A 25359-nucleotide genomic window follows, 5' to 3' on the forward strand; every position below is an offset into this window, starting at 1 on the left:
TGAATTGAGCAGAAGGCCGCTTCTTTTGAGTTCAAATCCGAGGCACTCGACAAAAATGCCGGGCTCAGGGCAGGGTGGGGTGAACGAAGTGGAGGTCTTGCCGAGAATGTGTGCAGACAAGTGGCGTTCAGGGAAAGCAGTGTTGTCTCCGGAGCAAATGGGGCGGGCGGACCGGCTCGCCATTGCCGGCGGGATGCCCGGTATCGATCTGATGGAGCGGGCGGGACAGGCTGTCGCCCGAGCTGCCGCTCGGATGATCCCGGGTGGTGGCAGGGTTCTGGTTCTTTGTGGGCCCGGAAACAATGGCGGGGACGGGTTCATTGCCGCCCGGTGTCTGGTGGCAATGGGCTTGTCCGTGGAGGTTCGGCTCCTGAAGGAAGCAGGGGAATTGAAGGGCGACGCGCTGGTGGCCTTTCAGCGAATGGGGCTTTCGCACGCATCCGTTTGCCAGGGCGCTCAAGTCGCGGGCGATTTGATCGCTGTGCTTGAAGAGGCGGATCTTGTTGTCGATGCCCTGTTCGGTGCAGGTCTGGACCGGCCACTGTCCGGTCCTGTCCGGACACTCGTAGAAGCGGTGAACCGCTTGCAGGTGCCGGTGCTCTCCGTCGATCTGCCGTCGGGCGTCAGCGGGCTGTCGGGCGAGATCCTCGGCGAGGCGATTAAGGCGCGGGCGACCGTTACGTTCTTTCTGGAAAAACCAGGCCATCTGCTCTTTCCGGGAAGAGAGTTCTGTGGCGAAATAACGGTTTCGGACATCGGAATTCCCCCAGACGTGCTCGACGAGATCGTGCCCGCCACATTTGAAAACACGCCGGAACTCTGGCTTTCGGACTGGCCCGGCCCGCAAGTCCGCGGACACAAGTATTCCAGAGGCCATGTGGTCGTCTTTGGCGGACCTGTGACTGCCACCGGGGCTGCTCGTCTTTCGGCCGGAGCAGCGCTGCGGGCAGGAGCGGGGCTGGTCACGCTGGCGTCACCGCCGGATGCCGTCATGGTCAATGCCTGCCATCTGACCGCTGTCATGCTGAAAAAGGTCACCGGCGTGGAGGGAATATCCGCGTTGCTTGCGGACACGCGTCTCAATACCGTTCTCATGGGCCCTGGTTATGGCGTTGGAGCGAGTACTTGCGAGGCGGTTTGCACTGTCTTGCGGCAAGGCCGGGCCACCGTTCTGGACGCGGATGCGCTGACGAGTTTTTCCGAAGATCCTGAAAGGTTGTTTGCCTGTATCAGGGAAAGTGGCGCTCCTGTCATCCTGACGCCGCATGAGGGTGAGTTTGCCCGTCTGTTTCCGGACGTTAAGGGCGGCAAGTTGGATCGGACCCGGGAGGCGGCGGCTCATTCCGGTGCTGTCGTCATCCTGAAGGGGCCGGATACGGTGATCTCCGCTCCTGACGGGTCGGCGGCGATCAACACAAATGCACCTCCCTGGTTGGCGACGGCAGGCTCAGGAGACGTTCTGGCCGGTATTGCCGCCGGACTACTGGCGCAGGGGGTTCCTGGTTTTTCCGCCGCCTGTCAGGCCGTCTGGCTGCATGGCGAAGCCGGCGGCGAAGCGGGGCCCGGGTTGATTGCAGAGGACCTGGCGCCGGCCTTGAAACCCGTGATCAGCGCACTTGTGGACAAATGTTCCGGCAGGTGAGGGGCGCGTAAGCTTTTTGCTTTGACGGGAAAATCAGCGGTGCTATAGAGGCTCCGCTTCAAACGCAGGGTGCCCAAAGCCCTGCGACGCGGATGTGGTGAAATTGGTAGACACGCCAGATTTAGGTTCTGGTGCCGCAAGGCGTGGGGGTTCAAGTCCCTCCATCCGCACCATCATTTTGGCGCCACTGCCCTTCGGACGGCTTGAGCGCGATTTCCCCTTTCTTGGCGCAAACAACATTCGGGTTGCTTAAGTGCCTCTGCCGGTGTCTACATCTGGCGGCGTCTTCCACGAGGGATTGATGTCATAGCGGCCCGCTTTCACGCCAATGATCGGAGGCGAGAGGGTTTCTTCGAAGATGTCGGAGCCTTCCTTCAGATTTCGCCAGAAATCCTCCCATTCTGATCCGCTGTGCCGCTGCAGATTGTCTTCGGTCATTTTGAAGGGAAAGACGTGCACGTCGAACGAGCCGTGCCCTTTCTTGAAACTCTCGTTTGCCAGGACGTAGATTTCCTCGATGCCTGCGTCGGTCATTGCGTAGCAGCCGATCGAGAGGCAATTGCCGTGCACCATCAGATAGCTGCCGGTACGGTGATGGCTTCTGTCGAAGGCGTTCGGAAAACCGAGATTGAACGACAGATGGTAGCTGCTGTTCGGGTTCATCTGCTCGGGAGTGACCGTGTAGAAACCTTCCGGGCTTTGTCTGTCACCCTCTTTCAGTTTCGGTCCGAGCGTGCCCGAGTAGCTGCAGATAGGGTAGGATTTGAAGAGCTCGTAACCTCCTTGCTGCTTGCGAACCCACATTTCCAGCTCACTGCTTTCCTTGAATATCCGGATGTGGACCGGTGATCCGAGTAAGAGACCCATGGCGGACAGATCTCTTTGAAGTCTGGGAAGTACTCTGGCTTCGACATCACTCAACGACGCCGAACCCGGCAGGCTGTACCGGCCCCACAACAAATGAGCAGTGGCCGTGAGCGATGAAAGCGCGACAAGCGCGATGGCGATACAAATGGCAGCATGCCCTCTGAGGCGTCGGATCATGTGTGCCACCAAGCTGTTCCTGAGAAGAGTGGTTTTCCTGTCTGGTATCCAAAGAAGACATTTTGTGGGCGATTGCGGGCTGGCGCGAACCGGGGAGGGCCGTTCGAGATTTGACCCGCGTGGCGAGCGGGGTTCATTTTTCAGGCTGGGCCAGTGTGCCGGGAGCTGAAATTCGCCCCGTTTCCGCCCCCAAATCGGCCGTCTGCCCTTGACACTTTCAGGCCCAAGCTTTATCGCGCTCCCATCGTGCGTCTTGGAGTCTCTTCAAGGCGATGCATTGCTGTTTGAACGCTTCCGCCAAAAGGGGAGCGCGGGCAGTGCGGCACACGGGATTTTAAAACAAAACTTCCGGGGCGGATTGCCGCTGCGGATCGAGGATGCAAAACCCATGCAGGTAACAGAAACCCTCGCCGAGGGCCTCAAGCGAGAGCTCAAGATCGACATTCCGGCAGGCGACCTCGCCGCCAAGCTCGATGAATACATGGCCGACCTTAAAGGCAAAGCCAACATCAAGGGCTTCCGGCCGGGCAAGGTTCCGCTCGCGCACCTGAAGAAGATGTATGGCCGTCAGGCCATGGCCGAGATCCTGTCGAACACCATCCAGGAAACCACTCAGAAGGCTGTCGAAGAGCGCTCCGAGCGCCCGGCTCTGACCCCGGAAATCGATCTGCCGGACGAAGACGCCGAAAAGATCATGGCAGGTGACGCCGATCTGTCGTTCAAGATGACCTATGACGTGCTGCCCGAATTCGAAATCGTCGATTTCGCCGGCTTCGAAATCGAACGTCCGGTCGTCGAGATTGCCGACGAGGAAGTCGACAGCCAGGTTGCCGACATCGCCAAGAACAACACACCGTTCGAAACCAAGGACGGGGCAGCCGAAAACGGCGACCGCGTGACCATGTCCTATGTGGGCAAGATCGACGGCGAGCCGTTCGAAGGCGGTGCCGACGAAAACGGCATGCTGGTTCTTGGCTCCGGTCAGTTCATTCCGGGCTTCGAAGATCAGCTGATCGGCGTCAAGGCAGGCGACGAGAAGGTTCTGGAAGTGACCTTCCCGGAAGACTATCCGGCAGCACATCTGGCCGGCAAGGCAGCCACCTTCGATGTCAACGTCAAGGAAGTGGCCGCTCCGGGCGAAGTCACTGTCGACGACGAATTCGCCAAGGGCTTGGGCCTGGAATCGCTCGACAAGCTGAAGGAAATCGTGCGCGGCCAGATCGAGAGCCAGTTTGGCGCCCTGACCCGCCAGCGCGTGAAGCGCCAGCTGCTCGACAAGCTCGACGATCACTATTCCTTCGACCTGCCGGAAAAGCTGCTCAACTCCGAGTTTGACGTTGTCTGGCGTCAGGTCGAAGAGGACATGAAGCGCAACGAAAAGACCTTCGAGGACGAAGACACGACGGAAGAAGAGGCGAAGGCGGAATATCGCAAGATCGCCGAACGCCGTGTCCGCCTCGGTCTGGTTCTTTCCGAAATCGGTGAAAAGAACGACATTCAGGTCACCGACGAAGAACTGCAGCGCGCGCTCTACGACCGCGTCCGCCAGTTCCCGGGCCAGGAACAGCAGGTGTTCGAGTTCTACAAGAACAACCAGCAGGCGCTCGCTTCCCTGCGCGCACCGATCTACGAGGAAAAAGTCGTCGACTTCATGCTGGAGCTCGCCAAGGTGACCGACAAGACGGTGACCAAGGAAGAGCTGGAAAAGCTGGTGAACGAGGATGAGGAGGACGCCTGATCGCGTTTTCCCGGAAAATCCCCAGATGCGGCGGCAGATTTAACTTTGCTTTCACGCCGCATCTGTCATGACTTTGCGTTGAGAGCGACATCCCATATATACGGGGTGTCGCTTTTTTCGAGTCAGGCCCTGATCGATGCGCTCATGGGTCTGTTTTCTGCCCGGTCCAACGCCGGGCATCATCTCAAGCATATGGATGAGGTATGAAGGATCCTGTCGATATCTACATGAACACTCTCGTGCCGATGGTTGTCGAACAGACGAACCGGGGCGAGCGGGCCTTCGATATCTATTCGCGCCTTTTGAAGGAGCGCATCATCTTCCTGACCGGTCCGGTGGAAGATCACGTGGCAACCTTGATCAGCGCCCAGCTTCTTTACCTGGAAGCGGAAAACCCGAGCAAGGAAATCGCCATCTACATCAACTCGCCCGGGGGGCTCGTGACCTCGGGTCTGGCCATTTACGACACCATGCAGTTCATCCGGCCTGCAGTGTCGACGCTCTGCATCGGTCAGGCGGCTTCCATGGGCTCGCTGCTGCTGGCTGCCGGCGAGAAGGGAATGCGATTCATTTTGCCGAATGCACGCGTGATGGTGCATCAGCCTTCCGGCGGTTTCCGCGGTCAGGCTGCCGACATCATGCTTCATGCACAGGAAATTCTGGCCATGAAGCGCAGGCTCAATGACATTTACGTCAAGCACACCGGCCAGAGCCTCGATCAGGTTGAAGAAGCGCTGGAGCGCGACAACTTCATGACCGCTGAAAGGGCCAAGGAATTCGGTATCGTTGACAAGGTGATCGCCGACCGCACGACCCTTGGGGACGAGGCCGAAAGCTAAAGAGGCTTACCCGGCCTTAAGCATGGTACAACTTTCCTGCGAAAAGGCCGGTTTTTCCCGGTTTGATGCCGGGTTTTCATCTTCGCCTTAAACCTATATTGATTTTTAATGGTGAAGCATGGTGACATCCCATTTGAAGCGGTGCTCCGGCGCTCCTTCAAAACCGGTTGAGCCTTAATCTGGCCCGGAACCGGAAAGATAAGGGGAAGCACTCCCCGGAAACGCGAGGTTGACTACATGACCAAGGCCAGCGGCAGCGATTCTAAGAATACGCTTTACTGCTCCTTTTGCGGCAAGAGCCAGCACGAGGTTCGCAAGCTGATCGCCGGCCCGACTGTTTTCATTTGCGATGAATGTGTCGAGCTGTGCATGGATATCATTCGCGAGGAAAACAAGTCCTCGCTGGTGAAGTCGCGGGACGGGATCCCGACCCCTCAGGAGATTCGCGACGTACTGGACGATTACGTGATCGGACAGGGCAGCGCGAAGAAGGTTCTGTCGGTTGCCGTTCACAACCACTACAAGCGCCTGAACCACGCCTCCAAGAACAACGACGTGGAACTGGCGAAGTCCAACATTCTGCTGGTGGGCCCGACCGGCTGCGGCAAGACGCTGCTGGCACAGACCCTTGCCCGTATTCTGGACGTCCCCTTCACGATGGCCGACGCCACAACGCTGACCGAAGCCGGTTACGTGGGCGAGGATGTCGAGAACATCATTCTGAAACTGCTGCAGTCGGCGGACTACAACGTGGAACGTGCGCAGCGCGGCATCGTCTACATCGATGAGGTCGACAAGATCAGCCGCAAGGCCGACAATCCGTCGATCACCCGCGACGTGTCCGGCGAAGGTGTTCAGCAGGCACTGCTGAAGATCATGGAAGGCACGGTGGCCTCCGTTCCGCCCCAGGGCGGGCGCAAGCATCCGCAGCAGGAATTCCTGCAGGTGGACACGACCAACATCCTGTTCATCTGCGGTGGCGCGTTCGCGGGTCTCGACAAGATCATCTCCGATCGCGGAACCCAGACGTCCATCGGCTTCCAGGCCAAGGTTCATGCTCCTGAAGACCGCCGTATCGGCGAGCTCTTCGCGGAACTGGAGCCGGAAGATCTGCTGAAGTTCGGCCTTATTCCGGAATTCGTCGGCCGCCTGCCGGTGATCGCGACCTTGGAAGACCTCGACGAAGATGCCCTGGTGACCATTTTGACCGAGCCGAAGAACGCGCTCGTCAAGCAGTACCAGCGTCTTTTCGAGATGGAGCAGGTGGAGCTGTCTTTCCACGACGAGGCCCTGAAGGCAATCGCTCGCAGGGCGATCGAGCGCAAGACCGGCGCCCGCGGCCTGCGGTCCATCCTGGAGGCGATCCTGCTCGATACCATGTACGAGCTTCCGGGGTTGAAGGGCGTCAAGGAAGTCGTCATTTCGGCGGAAGTGGTCAAGGGCGAGGCCCGGCCCCTCTACATCTACGAGGACCGGGAAGAAACCTCCGCAACCAGCGCCTGAGACTGTCTGGGCAGTCCGGCAAGGAAACAACGGAATGCCGCCTCTCGAGGCGGCATTTTGCTTTTTGGACGCCTTGGGGAGAGGCCTGCCGCGTTTTCCACCAACATGTTGAGTCGTCAACAGACAAGACTTCTACATTCCACTCCATTGCCTTGACACCGGCTTGTCCGGTGTCCACCTAATAGATCGAAAGGACGGCTCGAGCGGACCGTCAGCGCGCCCAGTTGGGGTGCTGTGGTCCGGCCAATCGGAACCTCAAGTCCGAAAGCCGTTTTCCAGTGTTCTGGCTGCCTTTTATCGAGTGGGGCCCGGACACGCTGAGAAAGGAAAAAATAATGAGCGACGCAGAAATCCGCGCCACCGATCCGGACAGCACGGCTGTCTATCCCGTTCTGCCCCTGCGTGACATTGTTGTCTTCCCGCACATGATTGTGCCGTTGTTCGTCGGCCGTGAAAAGTCGATCAAGGCGCTGGAAGAGGTGATGACCACCGACAAGCATATTCTCCTGGCAACCCAGGTGAATGCTGCGGATGACGATCCCAACCCCGACCAGATCTACAATGTCGGCACGCTCGCAACCGTGCTGCAGCTCCTGAAGCTTCCGGACAACACGGTGAAGGTGCTTGTCGAGGGGGGCGCGCGTGCGCAAATCGGCGAATATTCAGATCGCGCGGACTATTTCGAGGCAACTGCAACGGTCCTGCCGGAGCGCGACGGCGAACATATCGAAGTCGAGGCGCTGGCACGGTCGGTCGTTTCCGAGTTCGAGAACTATGTGAAGCTGAACAAGAAGGTTTCACCCGAGGTTCTCGGCGCGGTCAACCAGATCGACGACTATTCCAAGCTCGCCGATACGATTGCGTCGCATCTTGCGATCAAGATCCCGGAAAAGCAGGAAATCCTCGGCATCGTTTCCGTCGCGGAGCGGTTGGAACGTGTCCTTGGCATGATGGAAAGCGAGATTTCCGTCCTGCAGGTGGAAAAACGCATCCGCTCCCGCGTCAAGCGGCAGATGGAGAAGACCCAGCGCGAGTACTATCTGAATGAGCAGATGAAGGCCATTCAGAAGGAACTTGGCGACAGCGAGGACGGCCGCGACGAAATCGCGGAACTTGAGGAAAAGATCAAGAAGACCAAGCTGACCAAGGAAGCGCGCGAACGGGCGGCTGCCGAGATCAAGAAGCTGAAGCAGATGAGCCCGATGTCCGCGGAAGCGACCGTCGTGCGCAATTATCTCGACTGGCTGATCGGTATTCCGTGGAGCAAGAAATCCAAGGTCAAGCACGACCTGGCCTTTGCCGAGAAAGTCCTCGACACCGATCACTACGGCCTCGACAAGGTCAAGGAACGGATCGTGGAATATCTCGCGGTCCAGAGCCGGGCCAACAAGCTGCGTGGTCCGATCCTCTGCCTCGTCGGCCCTCCCGGTGTCGGCAAGACCTCGCTCGGCAAGTCCATTGCCAAGGCTACGGGCCGTGAGTTCGTCCGCATGTCGCTCGGCGGCGTGCGCGATGAAGCGGAAATCCGCGGCCACCGCCGGACCTACATCGGATCGATGCCCGGCAAGGTCATCCAGTCGATGAAGAAGGCGAAGAAATCCAATCCGCTCTTCCTGCTCGACGAGATCGACAAGATGGGCATGGATTTCCGTGGCGACCCGTCCTCGGCTCTGCTGGAGGTGCTCGATCCGGAACAGAACTCCTCGTTCATGGACCACTACCTGGAGGTCGAATACGACCTGTCGGACGTGATGTTCGTGACGACGGCCAACACGCTGAATATTCCCGGGCCTCTGATGGACCGCATGGAAATCATCCGGATCGCCGGCTACACGGAAGAGGAAAAGGTGGAAATCTGCCGCCGTCACCTCATCCCGAAGGCGGAAAAGGATCACGGTCTGCGTGAAGGCGAGTTCTCCATCGAGGACGATGCGCTGCAGTTCGTCGTCCGCCGCTACACCCGCGAAGCCGGGGTGCGTAACCTTGAACGTGAAATGGCAACCCTGGCCCGTAAGGCGGTCAAGGATATCCTGATGAGCGACAAGGAGAGCGTCACGGTCACGCAGGAAGTGGTCGAGAAATATCTCGGCGTGCCGCGGTACCGGTATGGCGAAGCCGAACTGGAAGACCAGGTTGGTGTTGTCACCGGTTTGGCATGGACGGAAGTCGGCGGCGAGCTGCTCACCATCGAAGGCGTGATGATGCCGGGCAAGGGCAAGATGACCGTGACCGGCAATCTGCGGGACGTGATGAAGGAATCGATTTCGGCGGCGGCATCCTATGTTCGCTCCCGTGCAATTGATTTCGGAATCGAACCGCCAACCTTCGACAAGACGGACATCCACGTGCACGTGCCGGAAGGCGCAACCCCCAAGGACGGTCCGTCCGCCGGTATCGCCATGGCGACTGCCGTGATTTCGGCCATGACCGGAATTCCGGTCCGCCGCGATGTGGCCATGACGGGCGAAATCACCTTGCGTGGCCGCGTGCTGCCGATCGGTGGTCTGAAGGAAAAACTCCTGGCGGCCCTGCGCGGCGGTATCAAGCTGGTGATGATCCCGGAAGACAATGCCAAGGATCTGGCGGAAATTCCGGACTCGGTCAAAAACTCGCTTGAAATCATCCCGGTTTCAGGTGTGGACGAGGTTCTCAAAAACGCTCTTACCCGAGTGCCGGAGCCCATTGAATGGGATGAAAATGCTGCCAAGGAAGCAGCCAAGGCGAGCAAAAGCGACGAAGACACGTCAGGTGTTTTGGCCCATTAACAGCCTTGGTGCACTGCACAAAACGCGAAGCCCCGGTCAATCCGGGGCTTTTCTTTTGAATAATCGGTCAAAATGGCGGTTTTCTGCGAAAAAACCACTTGCGTTTCGGAGCAAATCTCGCGAATTTCGCGCAACGGCGCTGACAGGAATCGTCGGCACTCTGCCGTTTCTTAGAAAGGTATCTGCTATGAACAAGAACGATTTGATCGCAGCTGTTGCAGAAAAGACCGGCCTCACCAAGGCGCAGGCAGGCGAAGCAGTTGACGCAACTTTTGATGCTGTCACCCAGACGCTGAAGGGCGGCGACGAAGTCCGCATCATCGGTTTTGGCAACTTTACGGTTTCCGAGCGTGCAGCCACTGAAGGCCGCAACCCGCGGACTGGCGAAACGATTCAGATCCCGGCTTCCAAGACGCCGAAGTTCAAGGCCGGCAAAGGCCTGAAAGACGCTGTGAACGCTTAATCGTTCTGAGACAGACAGTCTTTGTGAGACCCTGTTCCCGGGAAACCGGGAGCGGGGTTTTTTCCGTTTTACAGGCCAGGACCAGGTCCCAATTTCGAAGAGTTGTGACGCAGCCGCTGTTTTCGTCCTGGTTGATTGGGTATTCTGGGAGCAGCATTCGGACATTTGGGAGATCCGGAATGACGCTGCATGCACTGATCAGCAGGCGCCAGCGTGCGCTCTTCGAAGCCTGGATTCAAGATCCGCTGGTGCAGGTTCAGGTCGAGCATCCAGAGAGGTTGGGGCGCCTGGTTTTTCTGGGTGACTTCGATGAGACCGTCGAGACGGAAAAAGCCGGACGGCGTAGCCTTAAGAATGTTGCCATTGTCCGCAAGCCCGGCAATCCGGACCAGAATGCCAGCGTCTGGGTGAGGGCTGGGTATTCCTCCTATCAGAAGGCCTGGCTCGGTTTTGTCGCGCAGGTCTACGGGATCAAGGCCAAGAGCGACGATCTGGCCGGCTACAACATCGATCATCTGCTCAACAAGGCGCGCAGTCCGGGCAAGGCCGGGTTCATCCGTATCGAGGCGATCAACGACGCGGTCAACCAGGAATGGGGCCGCCTGTTTGAAAAGGCGGCAAGCAACCCTGAGTTCTCCGCCAATCAAAAACGTTTCCGGCGAACCATGTCCTGGGTCATCGCGGCCAAACTGATGGATCAGCCGCCGCCTCGAGGTCCGAACGACCATCAGGGCATCGCTCGCCTTGTCCAGTTTTTCAACCGCAACGGACTGGCGGCGGACGACCCTCAGCGCGGGCTCACCGAAATGCTGAAGTTTGCCTACAGCCTGCGTTGACCTTCTCCGTTTTTGAGAAGGGACGGGCCTTGCAGGCCGTCATCCACAGGTTTGGGAGGGGAGGAGGAAATCTTACAATTTGCTCTTGCCAAGCGTTGAGGGACCTCCTAAAAGGCGTCTCACCTCGTTGAGGGCGATTAGCTCAGTTGGTAGAGCGCTTCGTTTACACCGAAGATGTCGGGAGTTCGAGTCTCTCATCGCCCACCATTCCCCCCTTTGAAATCAATATTCTGTCGGTGCATGCCTTGATGCGGCGCTGATTGCTGCTTGCGTGTGCAGTCATCCGGCCGCAGGCCTCGGCAAGGGTGATTCTCTTGCACTCCCGCAGCCCTCTCTTTCCTGATCGTGACTGTCAATTTACCGGCTGCCAGCGGTAATTTTGCGACAAGTCGGCGCTTGCACCGAACTGCCCGGTTCCCTTCCTTCCAGAGTTCCTATAAACTTACGCGGCTAAATAAAAAGACGTTGAGGGGTAGTATCTTACCAAATGGCACTTCTCGTTTTGATAAAGATGTTCGGGGCGGTCATGCTGCTCCTTTATGCGGTCCGTATGGTGCGTACCGGTTTTGAACGGGCGTCGGGACCGGCGCTCAGGCGGGCTATCGGCAAGGCCTCGTCCGGTCCGGTTGCGGGGGCTGTTTCAGGAACCGCAGTCGCGATCCTGCTGCAGAGTGCCACGGCAGTGGCAATGCTTGCTGCAGGCTTTGCCACCTCCGGGTTCATCACCACCGCGGCGGGTCTCGCGGTGCTGCTGGGAGCGGACCTTGGGTCGTCGCTCGTCGTTCAGTTTCTGGTCTTCGACCTGAGCTGGCTGGTGCCGATGCTACTGGCGGTCGGGGCATGGCTGTTTCTGAAAATTGATTCCAGGTCCGCAAAACAGACCGGCCGGATCTTGCTCGGCATCGCGTTCATTCTGATCTCCCTGCAGATGATCGGTGAGGCAACGACGCCCTTCAAGGAAGCGCGGTTCATGCCGCAAGTCGCCGGCTATCTGGCGCAGGATGCCTCAACCGCACTGCTGGTCGGGGCTTTGCTGGCCTTTCTGGTTCATTCCAGCGTCGCCGCGGTGCTGATGATTGCCGCATTTGTGCAGAACGCCGGCGTGTCCCTGGAAGCGGCGATGCCGCTGGTGCTCGGCGCCAATATCGGTGCAGGTCTCGTTGCACTTTGGCTGACGCGGGGAATGGACCGGAAAGCCAAGCTGTTGCCGCTCGGCAATTTCATCTTCCGGCTGGGCGGGGCGAGCCTGGCAATGTTTCTTGTCGGTTCGGTCGACATACCGCTTGAGAAGATCAGCAGTCATCCGGCACAGCAGGTCGTCGGGTTTCATGTGCTGTTCAATCTGGCCCTCGTCTGCGCCTGTCTGCCGCTGACCGGCCTCATGGGATGGCTTGTCGAGCGGATCGTTCCCGAAAGCCGGAAGGAGGGAGAGGCAGAACGGCTTTTGCCGCAAAGCGCGCTTGATCCACGCGCAATCGGCAGCCCGCGGCAGGCACTGGCAAGTGCCACGCGCGAACTCCTGCGCATGGGAGAGCTGGTCGAGGTCATGGCCAGACCGGTTATTCTGATGCTTGAAAACGGCAGCGAGGAGGAAATTCGCAGGCTGCAGATCATCGATGAACAGGTCAACAGCATTCACTCTGCGATCAAGCTCTATGTTGCCGAAGTCAACCGTGGAGAGCTCTCGGCCGAAGAGGCGGAGCGCAGCATGGAGCTTGTCAGCTTCGCGGTAAATTTGGAACGGGCAGGGGATCTGGTCGCCAAAAACCTGCTGGAGCGGGCGCTCGAACTTCAGAAGAACAAGATCGGTTTCTCCGACGAAGGTCTGAGGGAACTGACGCGGATGCATGACCGTGTTCTGGCAAACATGGAACTGTCCTTGAATGTTCTGGTTTCGGGGGATGTCGCTTCTGCGCGTGAGCTGATTGCGGAAAAGGACAAGATGCGCGAGCTGGAACGTGAAAGCCACGACCGGCATCTTGACCGGCTGAAGTCGAGAACCCTGGAGAGCATGGAATCAAGCAATGCGCATCTGGAAGTCATGCGCAGTCTGAAGGAGATCAATTCCCTGTTCGCGGCGGCGGCCGTGCCCCTTCTGGCGCGTGAAGGGCAATTGCGCGAAACGAGGCTGGTGCCGGCCGAATGAGGCCGGTTCCGGAAAGGATTCTCCGATACGAGATCCTGTTGTCTGACAGTGCGTATCTGAAAAAATGGCGAGCCTGGGCCGGACCGTGCAGGCGAGGAGGATTCCTACCGATTATTTCTTTGGGAAACAGTAAGTTATCCACACTGAATGACATCCGCTTTTGTCTGAAAAACCGAGTTTGGCCGCGGCTTTGTCAAAAAACGGCAATTCGGATCAATTAGGGTGCTTGACTTCCTCATCCTGCCGCCGTACATCAGCGCCACTTCACGGCGACAACACGTCGCCGAGCGAAGCGGGTGTAGCTCAGTTGGTTAGAGTGCCGGCCTGTCACGCCGGAGGTCGCGGGTTCGAGCCCCGTCACTCGCGCCACTCACGGTACTTCTCCCGAAGTCTCAGACACTTCCAGAAAACCCTTCAAGCAAGATGTAAGCAGGCCTGTGCAGGTTGCGTCGGCCATTGTGGTCCGTTGCGCTTGATCTTGTTTACGCAGTTGCACGTACAAACCGCAGTGTCTTCATTTTTCTGATGTTTTGCGCTTTGCCCGGGTTTCCTTTCCGATTCTGTGCAAGGGGTGGAAATCCGCCGTGGGTGCGGCATAATTCCCCGCCACTTGTGTAAAGTTTTTGTCTTGCCGCAAATTGGCTGAAACCAAGGATTTGCAGGGGATCGGCAGGAAGTTGGTTCAAACATGGCAAGAGTTTGACCGCAACGGGGTCTTGCGTTGCACCAAGTCGTAAGATAAGCGTGCGCTCGCATGTTGGTCTCGATTGACCGACCGGTTTTGCATGGCCGGTTGGAAAACAGGACTTGAGGGCACCTGGCCCTGGCACCGGATCGCCTCCCGATCCGCATCCATATGCAAGGACGCGAAAGACATGGAAGAACTCTTGCGGGAATATATCCCGATCGTGGTGTTCATCGGCATTGCCCTGGTGATCGGCCTTGCGCTGCTCATTTCTCCGTTCATCCTGGCCTACAAGAACCCGGATCCGGAAAAACTGTCGGCCTATGAATGCGGTTTCAACGCCTTTGACGACGCGCGCATGAAATTCGACGTGCGTTTCTACCTGGTCTCGATCCTTTTCATCATCTTCGACCTTGAGGTCGCCTTCCTGTTCCCTTGGGCAACAGTGTTCGGCGAACTCGGTTGGTTCGGGTTCTGGTCCATGATGGTCTTCCTCGGTGTTCTGACCGTCGGATTTATCTACGAATGGAAAAAGGGAGCGCTGGAATGGGATTGACCTCGACCGAGCCGCTCATTGCGCAGCAGCCGAAGGGCATTATCGATCCGAACACCGGCAAGCCGGTCGGCGCCGATGATCCGTTTTTCCTGGAAGTAAACGACGAACTGGCCGACAAGGGCTTTCTTGTCACCTCCACCGACAATCTGATCCAGTGGGCGCGCACCGGGTCATTGATGTGGATGACCTTCGGTCTGGCCTGCTGCGCCGTTGAAATGATGCAGATGTCCATGCCGCGCTACGATGCCGAACGTTTCGGTTTCGCCCCGCGCGCATCTCCGCGTCAGTCCGACGTGATGATCGTCGCCGGCACGCTGACCAACAAGATGGCGCCGGCCCTGCGCAAGGTCTATGACCAGATGCCGGAGCCGCGTTACGTCATCTCCATGGGCTCCTGTGCCAATGGTGGCGGCTACTATCACTATTCCTACTCGGTCGTGCGCGGCTGTGACCGCGTTGTTCCGGTCGACATTTATGTCCCGGGATGCCCTCCGACCGCTGAGGCTCTTCTTTATGGCGTCCTGATGCTGCAAAAGAAGATCCGACGTACCGGTACAATCGAACGCTGAGAGTTTGCCGCCCCTTGAAGGCGGCGAATCTTGAAAGATCCGGACGCACTGCGTCCCGTTAAAGAGGCTCCTGGGGAGTGAGGTCGAACACGATGGACGAGACTTTGAAGGAACTCGCTGAGCATATCGAGCTTGGCCTGGGTGAGTCCCTTGTGTCGTGGAAAGTCGAATATGGTGAGCTGACGCTGACCGTGGCCGCGACCGCTATCGTCGACGCGGTCCGTTTCCTGCGTGACAACAGCTCCTGCAAGTTTGTCAACCTGACGGATATTTGCGGTGTGGACTATCCGGAGCGTGAAAAACGTTTCGACGTCGTCTACCACTTCCTGTCGCCGATGCAGAACCAGCGAATCCGCGTCAAGGTCACAACCGATGCGGAGACACCGGTCGCTTCGTTGACGCCGGTTTTTCCGGGTGCGGAATGGTTCGAACGCGAAGCCTACGACATGTACGGCATCCTCTTCTCCGGCCACCCGGATCTGCGCCGCATCCTGACGGACTACGGTTTCGACGGCCATCCGCTGCGCAAGGACTTCCCGGTCACCGGGTTTGTTGAAGTGCGTTATGACGACGAAAAGAAGCGTGTCGTCTACGAGCCGGTGCGTCTCAATCAGGAAATGCGCTCTTTCGATTTCCTCTCGCCCTGGGAAGGCACGGACTACGTGCTGCCCGGCGATGAAAAAGCAACAACGAATTAAGGCTGGTCCCGATGGCTGAGGCTCAGGTTCGCAATTTCAATATCAACTTCGGTCCGCAGCACCCGGCTGCCCACGGCGTGTTGCGCCTGGTTCTGGAACTGGACGGCGAGGTTGTGACCCGTGTGGACCCGCATATCGGTCTTCTGCATCGCGGCACCGAGAAGCTGATCGAGCAAAAGACCTATCTGCAGGCCGTTCCCTATTTCGACCGCCTGGACTACGTGGCGCCGATGAACCAGGAACACGCCTTTGCGCTGGCCGTCGAGCGGCTCATGGGGGTCGAGGTTCCGAAGCGCGGCCAGTTGATCCGGGTGCTCTACTCTGAGATCGGCCGTCTCCTGTCGCACCTTCTCAACGTGACCACGCAGGCCATGGACGTCGGCGCCCTGACGCCGCCGCTATGGGGCTTCGAGCCGCGTGAAGAGCTGATGGTGTTCTACGAGCGCGCCTGCGGCGCCCGCATGCACTCTGCCTATGTGCGTCCGGGTGGTGTCCATCAGGATCTGCCGCGCGACCTGCTCGACGATATCTGGGATTTCTGCGATCCGTTCCTGCAGACCCTGGACGATATTGAAGGCCTTCTGACCGACAACCGCATCTTCAAGCAGCGCAACGTCGACATCGGCGTCGTCGAACTGGACGATGCCTGGGCCTGGGGCTTCTCGGGCGTCATGGTGCGCGGTTCGGGTGCGGCCTGGGACCTGCGCAAGTCACAGCCCTATGAGTGCTATTCCGAACTCGAGTTCGACATTCCGATCGGCAAGAACGGCGACTGTTATGACCGTTACCTGATCCGCATGGAAGAAATGCGCCAGTCGGTCCGGATCATGAAGCAGTGCCTGGAAAAGCTGACCGTGGAAACCGGACCGGTTTCCTCTACCGACGGCAAGATCGTGCCGCCAAAGCGCGGTGACATGAAGCGCTCCATGGAAGCGCTGATCCATCACTTCAAGCTCTACACCGAAGGCTATCACGTCCCGGCCGGCGAAGTTTACGCCGCCGTCGAGGCGCCGAAGGGTGAGTTTGGCGTCTTCCTCGTGGCGGACGGCACCAACAAGCCGTACCGCTGCAAGATCAAGGCGCCGGGATACGCTCATCTGCAGGCAATGGACTTCCTGTGCCGTGGCCACATGCTCGCCGACGTGTCGGCGGTGCTGGGGTCCATGGACATCGTGTTCGGTGAGGTCGACCGCTGATGCGGGCGGCCCGCCACATTTTTTCGACCCTGGCAGCCGTCCGTCCGGCTCCGGTCATTGTGACAGAACGGGGATAACACCATGGCAGTTCGCCGACTTGCCGCGGAACAACCAGAAAGCTTCGAGTTCACCGAGAAGAACCTCGCATGGGCGAAGAAGCTGATCGACCGCTATCCGGCTGGCCGTCAGGCCTCCGCGGTCATTCCGCTTTTGTGGCGTGCGCAGGAACAGAATGACGGCTGGGTCAGCGAGCCCGCGATCCGCTACATCGCGGAGCTGCTCGACATGCCCAGGATCCGGGTTCTGGAAGTGGCGACCTTCTACACCATGTTCCAGCTGCAGCCGGTCGGCAAGAAAGCCCACATCCAGGTCTGCGGCACGACGCCGTGCCAGATCAGGGGCGCTGAAGACCTCATCAAGATCTGCAAATCGCGCATTGCCAAGCACATGCACGAGATTTCAGAAGACGGCATGTTCTCCTGGGAAGAGGTCGAGTGCCTCGGCGCCTGTGTCAACGCGCCGATGGTGCAGATCTTCAAGGACACCTACGAAGACCTGACCCCGGACAGCTTCAACCAGCTCATCGACGATATCGCGGCGGGCAAGGAAGTGACCCCGGGACCGCAGAACGGCCGACGGTTCTCCATGCCCGAGGGCGGACAGACTTCGCTGTCCGAAATCGACGACAACACCAAGGGTGAGCTTCCGGTTCCCCATGTTGTCGACGGTTCCGAGAAAGCGTCCCACGCCTTTGCAGGCGCTGCGATCAACGCGGGCGGCAACGACTATGACGGCGTGCCGACCCCGGCGGAAGATGCCGTTGCCAAGGTGAAGGCCGAATTTGCCGCCAGAGCCGGCAAGAAAACCGAAGCGCCTGCTGCGGCGCCTGCGCCGAAGAAGGTAGCCGAGAAGCCGGCGGAGAAAGCTGAAAAGCCGAAGGCGGCCGCCAAGGCCAAGCCGGCAGCCGCGGCCGCACCCGAAGAAGCTGTTTCTGAAAAGGAACCGGAGCTTTTGAAGGAAGCGCGCGGCGGCAAGCCGGACGACCTGAAAAAGCTTAAAGGTGTCGGTCCGAAGCTCGAAGCCACGCTGAACGAACTCGGTTTCTACCATTTCGATCAGGTCGCCGGTTGGGGTGCCGCCGAAATCGCCTGGGTCGACAGCCGCCTCAAGTTCAAGGGCCGGATCGAACGTGACGGCTGGATCGAGCAGGCGAAGATCCTGGCATCGGGCGAAGACACAGAATTTTCCAAGCGCGTGGAAGCCGGTGAAGTGGCCTCCTCCAAGAGCGAAGACTAGGGGGAAGAGATGCTGAAGGATCAGGATCGGATCTTCACCAATATCTACGGTCTGCATGACTGGGGCCTGGAAGGCGCGAAGAAGCGCGGCCAGTGGGACAACACCAAGGCGCTGCTCGACAAGGGCCGCGACTGGATCGTTCAGGAAATGAAGGATTCGGGTCTGCGCGGCCGTGGCGGCGCGGGCTTTCCGACCGGCCTGAAGTGGTCGTTCATGCCCAAGGAATCCGACGGCCGTCCGGCTTATCTGGTCGTTAACGCCGACGAATCGGAGCCGGGCACCTGCAAGGACCGCGAAATTCTGCGCCACGACCCGCATACGCTGGTCGAAGGGTGTCTCGTGGCTGGCTTCGCGATGGGCGCGATTGCCGCCTACATCTATGTGCGCGGTGAATTCATCCGCGAGCGTGAGCGCCTGCAGGCCGCGATCGACCAGGCCTATGACGCCGGGCTGATCGGCAAGAACAACAAGAACGGCTACGATTTCGACATCTACGTTCACCACGGCGCCGGCGCCTATATCTGCGGCGAGGAAACCGCGCTGCTGGAGAGCCTGGAAGGCAAGAAGGGCCAGCCGCGCCTGAAGCCGCCGTTCCCGGCGAACGTCGGTCTCTACGGCTGTCCGACCACCGTGAACAACGTGGAATCGATCGCCGTCGCACCGACCATCTTGCGCCGCGGCGCAGCCTGGTTCTCCGCGCTCGGCCGTCCGAACAACACCGGCACCAAGCTCTTCTGCGTCTCAGGCCACGTCAATCAGCCCTCGACCTTCGAGGAAGAGCTGGGCGTTCCCTTCGCGGAAATGATCGAGAAGCATTGCGCTGGTATCCGCGGCGGCTGGGACAACCTGCTGGCCGTGATTCCGGGCGGATCTTCCGTTCCGTGCCTGACGGCGGAGCAGATCAAGGACGCGCCGATGGACTTCGACACGCTGCGCGGCCTCGGCTCGGGCCTCGGCACAGCAGCCGTGATCGTCATGGACAAGTCAACGGACATCATCAAGGCGATCGCGCGGCTTTCCTACTTCTACAAGCACGAAAGCTGCGGCCAGTGCACGCCGTGCCGTGAAGGCACCGGCTGGATGTGGCGCGTGATGGAACGCATGGTGAAGGGCGAATCCTCCTATGAGGAGATCGACATGCTGTTCAACGTGACCAAGCAAGTTGAAGGCCACACGATTTGTGCACTCGGGGATGCGGCCGCCTGGCCGATCCAGGGTTTGATCAGGAATTTCCGGCCGGTCATCGAGCAACGCATCGATGACTATGTCGCCAAGTCGAAGTCTTCTTCGACGATGGTGGCGGCTGAGTAAGCGGAACGGGATTTGGAGAGCAACGGATGACGAAGCTCATCATCGACGGCAAGGAAGTGGATGTCCCGGCGGACTACACGCTGCTTCAGGCCTGTGAAGAGGCGGGCGCCGAAGTTCCGCGCTTCTGTTACCACGACCGGCTGTCCATCGCGGGCAACTGCCGCATGTGCCTGGTGGAAGTGAAGGGCGGACCGCCCAAGCCGACGGCCTCCTGCGCCATGGGCGTGAAGGACCTGCGTCCGGGCCCGAACGGCGAACCGCCGGTGGTCGAGACCAAGTCCGAGATGGTCAAGAAGGCCCGCGAAGGGGTGATGGAGTTCCTGCTCATCAACCACCCGCTGGATTGCCCGATCTGCGACCAGGGCGGCGAGTGTGACCTGCAGGACCAGGCCATGGCCTATGGGGTCGACGGGTCCCGGTTCCACGAGAACAAGCGCGCCGTCGAGAACAAGGAAATCGGTCCGCTGATCAAGACGATCATGACACGCTGCATTCACTGCACCCGCTGCGTCCGATTTACCACGGAAGTTTGCGGCGTGACCGATATGGGGCTGATCGGACGCGGCGAAGACGCGGAAATCACCACTTATCTGGAAGCGGCGCTTTCGTCTGAAATGCAGGGCAACGTTGCCGACCTTTGCCCGGTCGGTGCACTGACCCACAAGCCCTACGAGTTCCATGCCCGTCCGTGGGAACTGAACAAGACCGAAAGCATCGACGTGATGGACGCGGTCGGATCCGCGATCCGGGTTGATACGCGCGGCAAGGAAGTCATGCGCGTGATGCCGCGCCTGAACGAGGCGGTCAACGAAGAGTGGATCTCCGACAAGGCGCGTTACATCTGGGACGGCCTCAAGACACAGCGTCTCGACCGGCCTTACGCGAAGAAGGACGGCAAGCTGCAGCCGGTTTCCTGGTCAGAGGCTTTCCAGATCATCGCAGACAAGGTGAAGGGCGCTTCCGCAGACCGGATCGGCGCTCTTGCAGGACAGCTCGCGGGTGTCGAAGACATGTTCGCGCTGAAGAGCCTGATGGAAAAGCTGGGTGTCGCCAACCTCGACAGCCGCTTCCCGGGTTCTCCGCTGCATCCTAAGAACGGCCGCGCCAGCTATCTCTTCAATTCCACGATCCAGGGGATCGAGGAAGCCGATGCGATCATGCTGATCGGCACCAACCCGCGCCAGGAAGCACCGGTGCTGAATGCCCGCATCCGCAAGCGTTGGGTGCGCGGCGACGTGAATATCGGGTTGATCGGCGAAAATGCTGACCTGACCTATCCGGTGACCTATCTCGGTGCCGGTCCGGAGAGCCTGAAGCAGTTTGTCGAACACGCACCGGCAAAGGCCGAACGTCCCATGTTCATCGTCGGGCAAGGTGCCCTGAACCGGCCGGACGGAGCCGAGGTTCTGGCGACCATCGCGGCAGCGGCCAAGTCGCTCGGCGTTGTCAAGGACGGCTGGAACGGGTTCAACATCCTGCACACGGAAGCCTCCCAGGTCGGTGCGCTCGACCTCGGTTTTGTGCCGGGCGAGGGCGGCAAGGATACCGGCCAGATGCTGGAGCCGGGTGCGCTCGACTTTCTCTTCCTGCTCGGTGTGGACGAAGTCGACGTTCCGGAAGGCGCATTTGTCGTCTACCAGGGCACCCACGGCGACCGTGGCGCGCACCGCGCCGACGTGATCCTCCCGGGTGCTGCCTACACGGAAAAGTCCGCGATCTACGTGAACACCGAAGGCCGTGTCCAGATGGCCGACCGGGGCGCATTTCCTCCGGGCGATGCCCGCGAGGACTGGGCGATCCTGCGTGCGCTTTCGGCCAATCTCGGCCAGACGCTGGAATTCGATTCGCTCAGCGAGTTGCGCGCCAAGCTTTTCGAGGCCCATCCGCATATGGCTGCCGTCGATGCAATCGAAGCGGGCGATCCGGCCGATATCGAGAAGCTTGCAAATGCAAAAGCGAAAATGGACAGCGCCGGATTTGCCGGTGCGATCCGCGACTTTTATCTGACCAACCCGATCGCTCGCGCTTCCAAGGTGATGGCCGAATGTTCGGCGCTCGCCAAGTCGCGGGCGGCAGAAGCAGCTGAATAAGGGGTAGGGGACCGATATGGCTGAGTTCATGACGACCTACGGTTGGCCGTTCCTCTGGATGGCGTTTACCAGCATTCTGCTGATGGTCGTGCTTCTGGTGATCGTTGCTTACGTGCTTTATGCCGACCGCAAGATCTGGGCGGCTGTTCAGATTCGCCGCGGCCCGAACGTGGTCGGACCCTGGGGGCTTTTACAGAGTTTTGCCGACCTTCTGAAGTTCGTGCTGAAGGAGCCGGTCATTCCGGCAGGATCCAACAAGATCCTGTTCCTTCTGGCTCCGCTGATTTCGGTGTTGCTGGCGCTGGCTGCCTGGGCGGTGATCCCGGTCGCGGACGGTTGGGTGATTGCCGATATCAACGTTGGCGTCCTGTTCGTCTTTGCGGTGTCCTCGCTCGAAGTCTACGGCGTTATCATCGGTGGCTGGGCTTCGAACTCGAAATATCCGTTCCTGTCCGCACTGCGCTCCGCAGCGCAGATGGTCTCCTATGAGGTCTCCATCGGTTTCGTCATCGTGACGGTTCTCCTGTGCGCGGGCACTCTGAACCTGACCGGTATCGTTCAGGCTCAGGAGACCGGTCTCGCCGACATGCTGGGCGTGCCGTGGCTGTCGTTCCTGAACTGGTACTGGCTGCCGCTGTTTCCGATGTTCGTGGTGTTCTTCGTTTCCGCGCTTGCCGAGACGAACCGTCCGCCCTTCGATATGGCGGAAGCCGAATCCGAGCTGGTCGCCGGATTCATGGTCGAATACGGTTCGACCCCGTACATGATGTTCATGCTTGGCGAATATGTCGCCATCTGCCTGATGTGCGCACTGATGAGCATCTTCTTCATGGGCGGCTGGCTGCCTCCGTTCGATTTCGCACCGTTCACCTGGGTTCCGGGCGTCGTCTGGTTCCTGCTCAAGTGCCTGCTCGGCTTCTTCATGTTCGCCATGGTGAAGGCGATGGTCCCGCGTTACCGCTATGACCAGCTGATGCGCCTGGGCTGGAAGGTGTTCCTGCCGCTGTCGCTGGGTATGGTCGTGGTTGTCGCCACGGTGCTGATGGTCATGGGCTGGGCGCCGGGCGCGGCGTGAGCCTTTCGCTGGCAGGCGTGATCGGGGCCGCCATTGGCCTCTACATAGGCTGGCTCGACTGGAAGATCCTGAAGGGGATCCTTCAGGCGACGGAAATGAAAAACAGACAGGCCGGCGGAGACGGCGGCCTTGTCGCAAGACACAAGGCGCTTCTTGGCGCCGTGATTTTTGGAGTTCCGGTGATCGGGTTCCCGGTCATTGGCTATTTGGCGGCCAGCAGTCTGGCTGGTTGAGGAAAGAGAGGCAAAAAGCGATGGGACTTAGTCAAGCCGTCAAATCGCTGTTTCTGCAGGAGTTCGTATCGGCCTTCATCCTGGCGATGCGCTACTTCTTCAAGCCGAAGCCAACGGTCAACTATCCGTTCGAAAAAGGTCCGGTTAGCCCGCGCTTCCGGGGCGAACACGCGCTGCGCCGGTATCCGAACGGCGAAGAGCGCTGCATCGCCTGCAAGCTGTGCGAAGCCATCTGTCCGGCTCAGGCGATCACCATCGAGGCCGGTCCGCGGCGCAACGACGGCACGCGCCGGACCACGCGCTACGACATCGACATGGTCAAGTGCATCTATTGCGGTTTCTGTCAGGAAGCCTGCCCGGTGGATGCGATCGTCGAGGGGCCGAACTTCGAATTCGCGACGGAAACCCGCGAGGAGCTCTATTACGACAAGCAGAAGCTGCTCGCGAACGGCGACCGTTGGGAACGGGAAATCGCCCGCAACATTGAAATGGATGCTCCTTACCGCTAGGAGCTAACCGAAACCTTCGTTGTCAGCCCGGCAATCCGGCCGGGTCCAGACGTCCGGCCGCACGGCCACACCACAGGCAGGTCTCTAACAATGATCCTGAATGCCCTCTTTTTCTACCTGTTTGCCGGCGTCACCCTGGCGTCCGCATTCATGGTGATTTCGTCCCGCAATCCGGTGACGTCGGTTCTGTTCCTGATCCTGGCCTTCGTGAACTCCGCCGGTCTGTTCATTCTGCTGGGAGCCGAATATCTGGCGTTGCTTCTGGTCGTGGTCTATGTCGGCGCCGTCGCGGTTCTGTTCCTCTTCGTCGTCATGATGCTGGATGTGGACTTCGTTGAACTGCGGCAGGGTTTCCTGCAGTACCTGCCCATTGGCGCCCTGATAGGGATCATTCTGCTGGTGGAGCTGCTGATGGGCCTGGGGGCATGGATCATCGCGCCGGACCTGCTCGGACATGGTGCCGAACCGATGCCCAAGATCGCCGGAGTTCCGGGAGCCGAGGGCGTCACAAACATCCAGGCACTCGGATCGGTGCTGTACACCAAGTACGTCTATTTCTTCCAGGTCGCAGGCCTGGTGCTGCTGGTGGCGATGATCGGGGCCATTGTCCTGACCCTGCGCCACAAGCCGAACGTCAAGCGTCAAAGCATTCCGGAACAGGTTGCGCGTAACCGCGAAACCTCCATCGAGGTCCGGAAAGTGGAGAGCGGCAAGGGTATCTGACGCAACCAGGGTTGCGTTATTCGAGAAAGTCCGGAAACAGGCACGCTCCTCCGTGCGGTTTCCGGTTGGGGTAAACGAGGGGAGCACGGCGAGGCGCCCATGGAAATCGGTCTGTCGCACTATCTGTCCGTCGCGGCCATCCTGTTCACGATCGGGATCTTCGGGATCTTCCTGAACAGGAAAAACGTGATTGTTATATTGATGTCCATCGAGCTGTTGCTCTTGTCGGTGAACATCAACTTCGTCGCCTTTTCGTCGTTCCTCGGCGACATGATGGGTCAGGTGTTCACGATGCTGGTGCTCACCGTGGCCGCGGCTGAAGCGGCCATCGGCCTGGCGATCCTGGTGGTGTTCCACCGGAACCGCGGCTCCATCGCCGTGGAAGACGTCAACGTGATGAAAGGGTAGGAGCCGATGTATTCCGCAATCCTGTTCCTGCCGCTTATCGGCTTCCTGATCGCCGGTCTCTTCGGCCGCGCCATCGGTGCCAAGGCAAGTGAATATGTCACAAGCGGCCTGCTGATCGTCGCGGCGCTGCTCTCGTGGATCGCCTTCTTCGGTTTCTGGCTCGGCGGGTCCGAACTGCAGATCGTGGAGTTGTTCCGCTGGATCAACACCGGTGACCTGAAGGTTTCCTGGTCACTCCGTATCGACACGCTGACCGCCGTCATGCTGGTGGTCGTCAACACCGTGTCCGCGCTGGTGCATGTCTATTCCATCGGCTACATGCACCACGATCCGCACCGGCCGCGTTTCTTTGCCTATCTGTCGCTCTTCACCTTCGCGATGCTGTCGCTGGTGACCGCCGACAACCTGCTTCAGATGTTCTTCGGCTGGGAAGGCGTGGGCCTCGCGTCCTATCTCCTGATCGGCTTCTGGTACCAGAAGCCATCTGCCAACGCCGCCGCAATCAAGGCCTTTGTCGTCAACCGTGTCGGCGACTTCGGCTTCGCGCTCGGCATCTTCGGTGTGTTCTACCTGTTCCAGAGCATCGAGTTCACGACCATCTTCAACGATGCGCCGTCCTTCATCGAAGGGCATGGCGAGGTGCTGACCTTCCTCGGTTACCATCTTGATCCGCACACGGCCATGACGGTCGTCTGCCTGCTGCTCTTCATGGGCGCCATGGGCAAGTCGGCGCAGTTCCTGCTGCACACCTGGCTGCCGGACGCCATGGAAGGCCCGACGCCGGTCTCCGCGCTTATTCACGCTGCAACCATGGTGACGGCGGGTGTCTTCATGGTGGCGCGCCTGTCGCCGCTGATGGAGCTGTCCCACACCGCGCTGGCCGTGATCGTGTTCTTCGGGGCGACCACGGCGTTCTTCGCGGCCACCGTCGGTCTCGTCCAGAATGACATCAAGCGCGTGATCGCCTATTCGACCTGTTCGCAGCTTGGCTACATGTTCGTGGCACTGGGTGTCGGCGCCTATTCGATCGGCAT

General features: G+C 59.4%; 22 protein-coding genes and 3 tRNA genes. 24 read left to right on the forward strand and 1 reads right to left on the reverse strand.

From position 1 onward, the window contains the following. Window positions 1-106 precede the first annotated feature (106 nt). Together ACQY7U_RS15850 and ACQY7U_RS15855 are read left to right on the forward strand one after the other, a co-directional pair. The gene (locus ACQY7U_RS15850; protein WP_428646195.1) at window positions 107-1642 is read left to right on the forward strand and encodes an NAD(P)H-hydrate dehydratase; all 1536 of its coding nucleotides are present in this window, start codon (window positions 107-109) and stop codon (window positions 1640-1642) included. 88 nt (window positions 1643-1730) lie between these two features. Next, a tRNA-Leu gene (locus ACQY7U_RS15855) sits at window positions 1731-1815 on the forward strand. 76 nt (window positions 1816-1891) lie between these two features. On the opposite strand, the gene ACQY7U_RS15860 is transcribed toward ACQY7U_RS15855, so the two are convergent. After that, complete coding sequence (locus ACQY7U_RS15860; protein ID WP_428646198.1) at window positions 1892-2686, reverse strand: L,D-transpeptidase family protein; 795 nt, start codon at window positions 2684-2686, stop codon at window positions 1892-1894. A 388-nt stretch (window positions 2687-3074) separates the two neighbouring features. Here ACQY7U_RS15860 and tig point away from each other — a divergent pair, with 388 nt between their 5' ends. The 22 genes from tig to ACQY7U_RS15970 form a co-directional block, all read left to right on the forward strand. Then, window positions 3075-4424: a trigger factor gene (gene tig, locus ACQY7U_RS15865; RefSeq protein ID WP_428646201.1), complete on the forward strand. Its 1350-nt coding sequence runs from the start codon at window positions 3075-3077 to the stop codon at window positions 4422-4424. A 203-nt stretch (window positions 4425-4627) separates the two neighbouring features. Beyond that, window positions 4628-5263, forward strand: coding sequence for an ATP-dependent Clp endopeptidase proteolytic subunit ClpP (gene clpP, locus ACQY7U_RS15870; RefSeq protein ID WP_428646204.1), 636 nt, complete (start codon window positions 4628-4630; stop codon window positions 5261-5263). 237 nt (window positions 5264-5500) lie between these two features. Further along, the gene (gene clpX, locus ACQY7U_RS15875; protein WP_428646207.1) at window positions 5501-6766 is read left to right on the forward strand and encodes an ATP-dependent Clp protease ATP-binding subunit ClpX; all 1266 of its coding nucleotides are present in this window, start codon (window positions 5501-5503) and stop codon (window positions 6764-6766) included. Window positions 6767-7101: 335 nt separating this feature from the next. After that, window positions 7102-9531 carry an endopeptidase La gene (gene lon, locus ACQY7U_RS15880; protein WP_428646210.1) on the forward strand — a complete coding sequence of 810 codons (2430 nt, stop codon included), beginning with the start codon at window positions 7102-7104 and terminating at the stop codon, window positions 9529-9531. 187 nt (window positions 9532-9718) lie between these two features. Beyond that, the gene (locus ACQY7U_RS15885; protein WP_428646254.1) at window positions 9719-9994 is read left to right on the forward strand and encodes an HU family DNA-binding protein; all 276 of its coding nucleotides are present in this window, start codon (window positions 9719-9721) and stop codon (window positions 9992-9994) included. Window positions 9995-10173: 179 nt separating this feature from the next. Then, window positions 10174-10830, forward strand: coding sequence for a hypothetical protein (locus tag ACQY7U_RS15890; protein ID WP_428646212.1), 657 nt, complete (start codon window positions 10174-10176; stop codon window positions 10828-10830). 131 nt (window positions 10831-10961) lie between these two features. Beyond that, a tRNA-Val gene (locus ACQY7U_RS15895) sits at window positions 10962-11037 on the forward strand. Between the two features lie 280 nt (window positions 11038-11317). Beyond that, window positions 11318-12976 (forward strand): Na/Pi cotransporter family protein, encoded by a 1659-nt coding sequence (locus tag ACQY7U_RS15900; protein ID WP_428646215.1) that lies wholly within the window; start codon window positions 11318-11320, stop codon window positions 12974-12976. 292 nt (window positions 12977-13268) lie between these two features. Further along, a tRNA-Asp gene (locus tag ACQY7U_RS15905) sits at window positions 13269-13345 on the forward strand. A gap of 506 nt (window positions 13346-13851) precedes the next feature. After that, window positions 13852-14217, forward strand: coding sequence for an NADH-quinone oxidoreductase subunit A (locus tag ACQY7U_RS15910; protein ID WP_428646217.1), 366 nt, complete (start codon window positions 13852-13854; stop codon window positions 14215-14217). Further along, window positions 14208-14786, forward strand: coding sequence for a NuoB/complex I 20 kDa subunit family protein (locus ACQY7U_RS15915; RefSeq protein WP_428646220.1), 579 nt, complete (start codon window positions 14208-14210; stop codon window positions 14784-14786). The genes ACQY7U_RS15910 and ACQY7U_RS15915 overlap by 10 nt, the downstream gene beginning before the upstream one ends. Before the next feature lie 92 nt (window positions 14787-14878). Then, window positions 14879-15484: an NADH-quinone oxidoreductase subunit C gene (locus ACQY7U_RS15920; RefSeq protein ID WP_428646223.1), complete on the forward strand. Its 606-nt coding sequence runs from the start codon at window positions 14879-14881 to the stop codon at window positions 15482-15484. Window positions 15485-15495: 11 nt separating this feature from the next. After that, window positions 15496-16680: an NADH-quinone oxidoreductase subunit D gene (locus tag ACQY7U_RS15925; protein WP_428646226.1), complete on the forward strand. Its 1185-nt coding sequence runs from the start codon at window positions 15496-15498 to the stop codon at window positions 16678-16680. An 81-nt stretch (window positions 16681-16761) separates the two neighbouring features. Continuing rightward, window positions 16762-17976 carry an NADH-quinone oxidoreductase subunit E gene (locus ACQY7U_RS15930; protein ID WP_428646229.1) on the forward strand — a complete coding sequence of 405 codons (1215 nt, stop codon included), beginning with the start codon at window positions 16762-16764 and terminating at the stop codon, window positions 17974-17976. A gap of 9 nt (window positions 17977-17985) precedes the next feature. Next, window positions 17986-19287, forward strand: a complete 1302-nt coding sequence (gene nuoF / locus ACQY7U_RS15935; RefSeq protein WP_428646231.1) for an NADH-quinone oxidoreductase subunit NuoF — start codon at window positions 17986-17988, stop codon at window positions 19285-19287. Between the two features lie 26 nt (window positions 19288-19313). Beyond that, window positions 19314-21377: an NADH-quinone oxidoreductase subunit NuoG gene (nuoG, locus tag ACQY7U_RS15940; protein ID WP_428646234.1), complete on the forward strand. Its 2064-nt coding sequence runs from the start codon at window positions 19314-19316 to the stop codon at window positions 21375-21377. Between the two features lie 16 nt (window positions 21378-21393). Then, entirely contained in the window at window positions 21394-22452 is a 1059-nt protein-coding gene (gene nuoH, locus ACQY7U_RS15945) for an NADH-quinone oxidoreductase subunit NuoH (protein WP_428646236.1), read from the forward strand. Next, window positions 22449-22685: a hypothetical protein gene (locus tag ACQY7U_RS15950; protein ID WP_428646238.1), complete on the forward strand. Its 237-nt coding sequence runs from the start codon at window positions 22449-22451 to the stop codon at window positions 22683-22685. The genes nuoH and ACQY7U_RS15950 overlap by 4 nt, the downstream gene beginning before the upstream one ends. A 20-nt stretch (window positions 22686-22705) precedes the next feature. Beyond that, complete coding sequence (gene nuoI / locus ACQY7U_RS15955) at window positions 22706-23194, forward strand: NADH-quinone oxidoreductase subunit NuoI (RefSeq protein ID WP_428646241.1); 489 nt, start codon at window positions 22706-22708, stop codon at window positions 23192-23194. A 90-nt stretch (window positions 23195-23284) separates the two neighbouring features. Then, on the forward strand, window positions 23285-23917 hold the full coding sequence (locus ACQY7U_RS15960; RefSeq protein WP_428646243.1) for an NADH-quinone oxidoreductase subunit J: 633 nt from the start codon (window positions 23285-23287) through the stop codon (window positions 23915-23917). A 99-nt stretch (window positions 23918-24016) separates the two neighbouring features. Next, window positions 24017-24325, forward strand: a complete 309-nt coding sequence (gene nuoK, locus ACQY7U_RS15965) for an NADH-quinone oxidoreductase subunit NuoK (protein ID WP_094070939.1) — start codon at window positions 24017-24019, stop codon at window positions 24323-24325. A 6-nt stretch (window positions 24326-24331) separates the two neighbouring features. Beyond that, the coding region (locus tag ACQY7U_RS15970; protein WP_428646246.1) for an NADH-quinone oxidoreductase subunit L at window positions 24332-25359 on the forward strand (1028 nt) is incomplete at its 3' end.

This window comes from Roseibium sp., from assembly GCF_050301095.1.
Classification (GTDB): domain Bacteria; phylum Pseudomonadota; class Alphaproteobacteria; order Rhizobiales; family Stappiaceae; genus Roseibium.

What these genes read in the sequence shown, in the direction of transcription:
- clpP (WP_428646204.1), top strand. Translation starts at nt 4,628, where the DNA reads ATGAAGGATCCTGTCGATATCTACATGAACACTCTCGTGCCGATGGTT.
- ACQY7U_RS15890 (WP_428646212.1), top strand. Translation starts at nt 10,174, where the DNA reads ATGACGCTGCATGCACTGATCAGCAGGCGCCAGCGTGCGCTCTTCGAA.
- lon (WP_428646210.1), top strand. Translation starts at nt 7,102, where the DNA reads ATGAGCGACGCAGAAATCCGCGCCACCGATCCGGACAGCACGGCTGTC.
- nuoG (WP_428646234.1), top strand. Translation starts at nt 19,314, where the DNA reads ATGACGAAGCTCATCATCGACGGCAAGGAAGTGGATGTCCCGGCGGAC.
- nuoI (WP_428646241.1), top strand. Translation starts at nt 22,706, where the DNA reads ATGGGACTTAGTCAAGCCGTCAAATCGCTGTTTCTGCAGGAGTTCGTA.
- ACQY7U_RS15900 (WP_428646215.1), top strand. Translation starts at nt 11,318, where the DNA reads ATGGCACTTCTCGTTTTGATAAAGATGTTCGGGGCGGTCATGCTGCTC.
- ACQY7U_RS15930 (WP_428646229.1), top strand. Translation starts at nt 16,762, where the DNA reads ATGGCAGTTCGCCGACTTGCCGCGGAACAACCAGAAAGCTTCGAGTTC.
- ACQY7U_RS15885 (WP_428646254.1), top strand. Translation starts at nt 9,719, where the DNA reads ATGAACAAGAACGATTTGATCGCAGCTGTTGCAGAAAAGACCGGCCTC.
- clpX (WP_428646207.1), top strand. Translation starts at nt 5,501, where the DNA reads ATGACCAAGGCCAGCGGCAGCGATTCTAAGAATACGCTTTACTGCTCC.
- tig (WP_428646201.1), top strand. Translation starts at nt 3,075, where the DNA reads ATGCAGGTAACAGAAACCCTCGCCGAGGGCCTCAAGCGAGAGCTCAAG.
- ACQY7U_RS15960 (WP_428646243.1), top strand. Translation starts at nt 23,285, where the DNA reads ATGATCCTGAATGCCCTCTTTTTCTACCTGTTTGCCGGCGTCACCCTG.
- nuoK (WP_094070939.1), top strand. Translation starts at nt 24,017, where the DNA reads ATGGAAATCGGTCTGTCGCACTATCTGTCCGTCGCGGCCATCCTGTTC.
- ACQY7U_RS15850 (WP_428646195.1), top strand. Translation starts at nt 107, where the DNA reads ATGTGTGCAGACAAGTGGCGTTCAGGGAAAGCAGTGTTGTCTCCGGAG.
- ACQY7U_RS15910 (WP_428646217.1), top strand. Translation starts at nt 13,852, where the DNA reads ATGGAAGAACTCTTGCGGGAATATATCCCGATCGTGGTGTTCATCGGC.
- ACQY7U_RS15925 (WP_428646226.1), top strand. Translation starts at nt 15,496, where the DNA reads ATGGCTGAGGCTCAGGTTCGCAATTTCAATATCAACTTCGGTCCGCAG.
- nuoH (WP_428646236.1), top strand. Translation starts at nt 21,394, where the DNA reads ATGGCTGAGTTCATGACGACCTACGGTTGGCCGTTCCTCTGGATGGCG.
- ACQY7U_RS15860 (WP_428646198.1), bottom strand. Translation starts at nt 2,686, where the DNA reads ATGATCCGACGCCTCAGAGGGCATGCTGCCATTTGTATCGCCATCGCG.
- ACQY7U_RS15920 (WP_428646223.1), top strand. Translation starts at nt 14,879, where the DNA reads ATGGACGAGACTTTGAAGGAACTCGCTGAGCATATCGAGCTTGGCCTG.
- nuoF (WP_428646231.1), top strand. Translation starts at nt 17,986, where the DNA reads ATGCTGAAGGATCAGGATCGGATCTTCACCAATATCTACGGTCTGCAT.
- ACQY7U_RS15915 (WP_428646220.1), top strand. Translation starts at nt 14,208, where the DNA reads ATGGGATTGACCTCGACCGAGCCGCTCATTGCGCAGCAGCCGAAGGGC.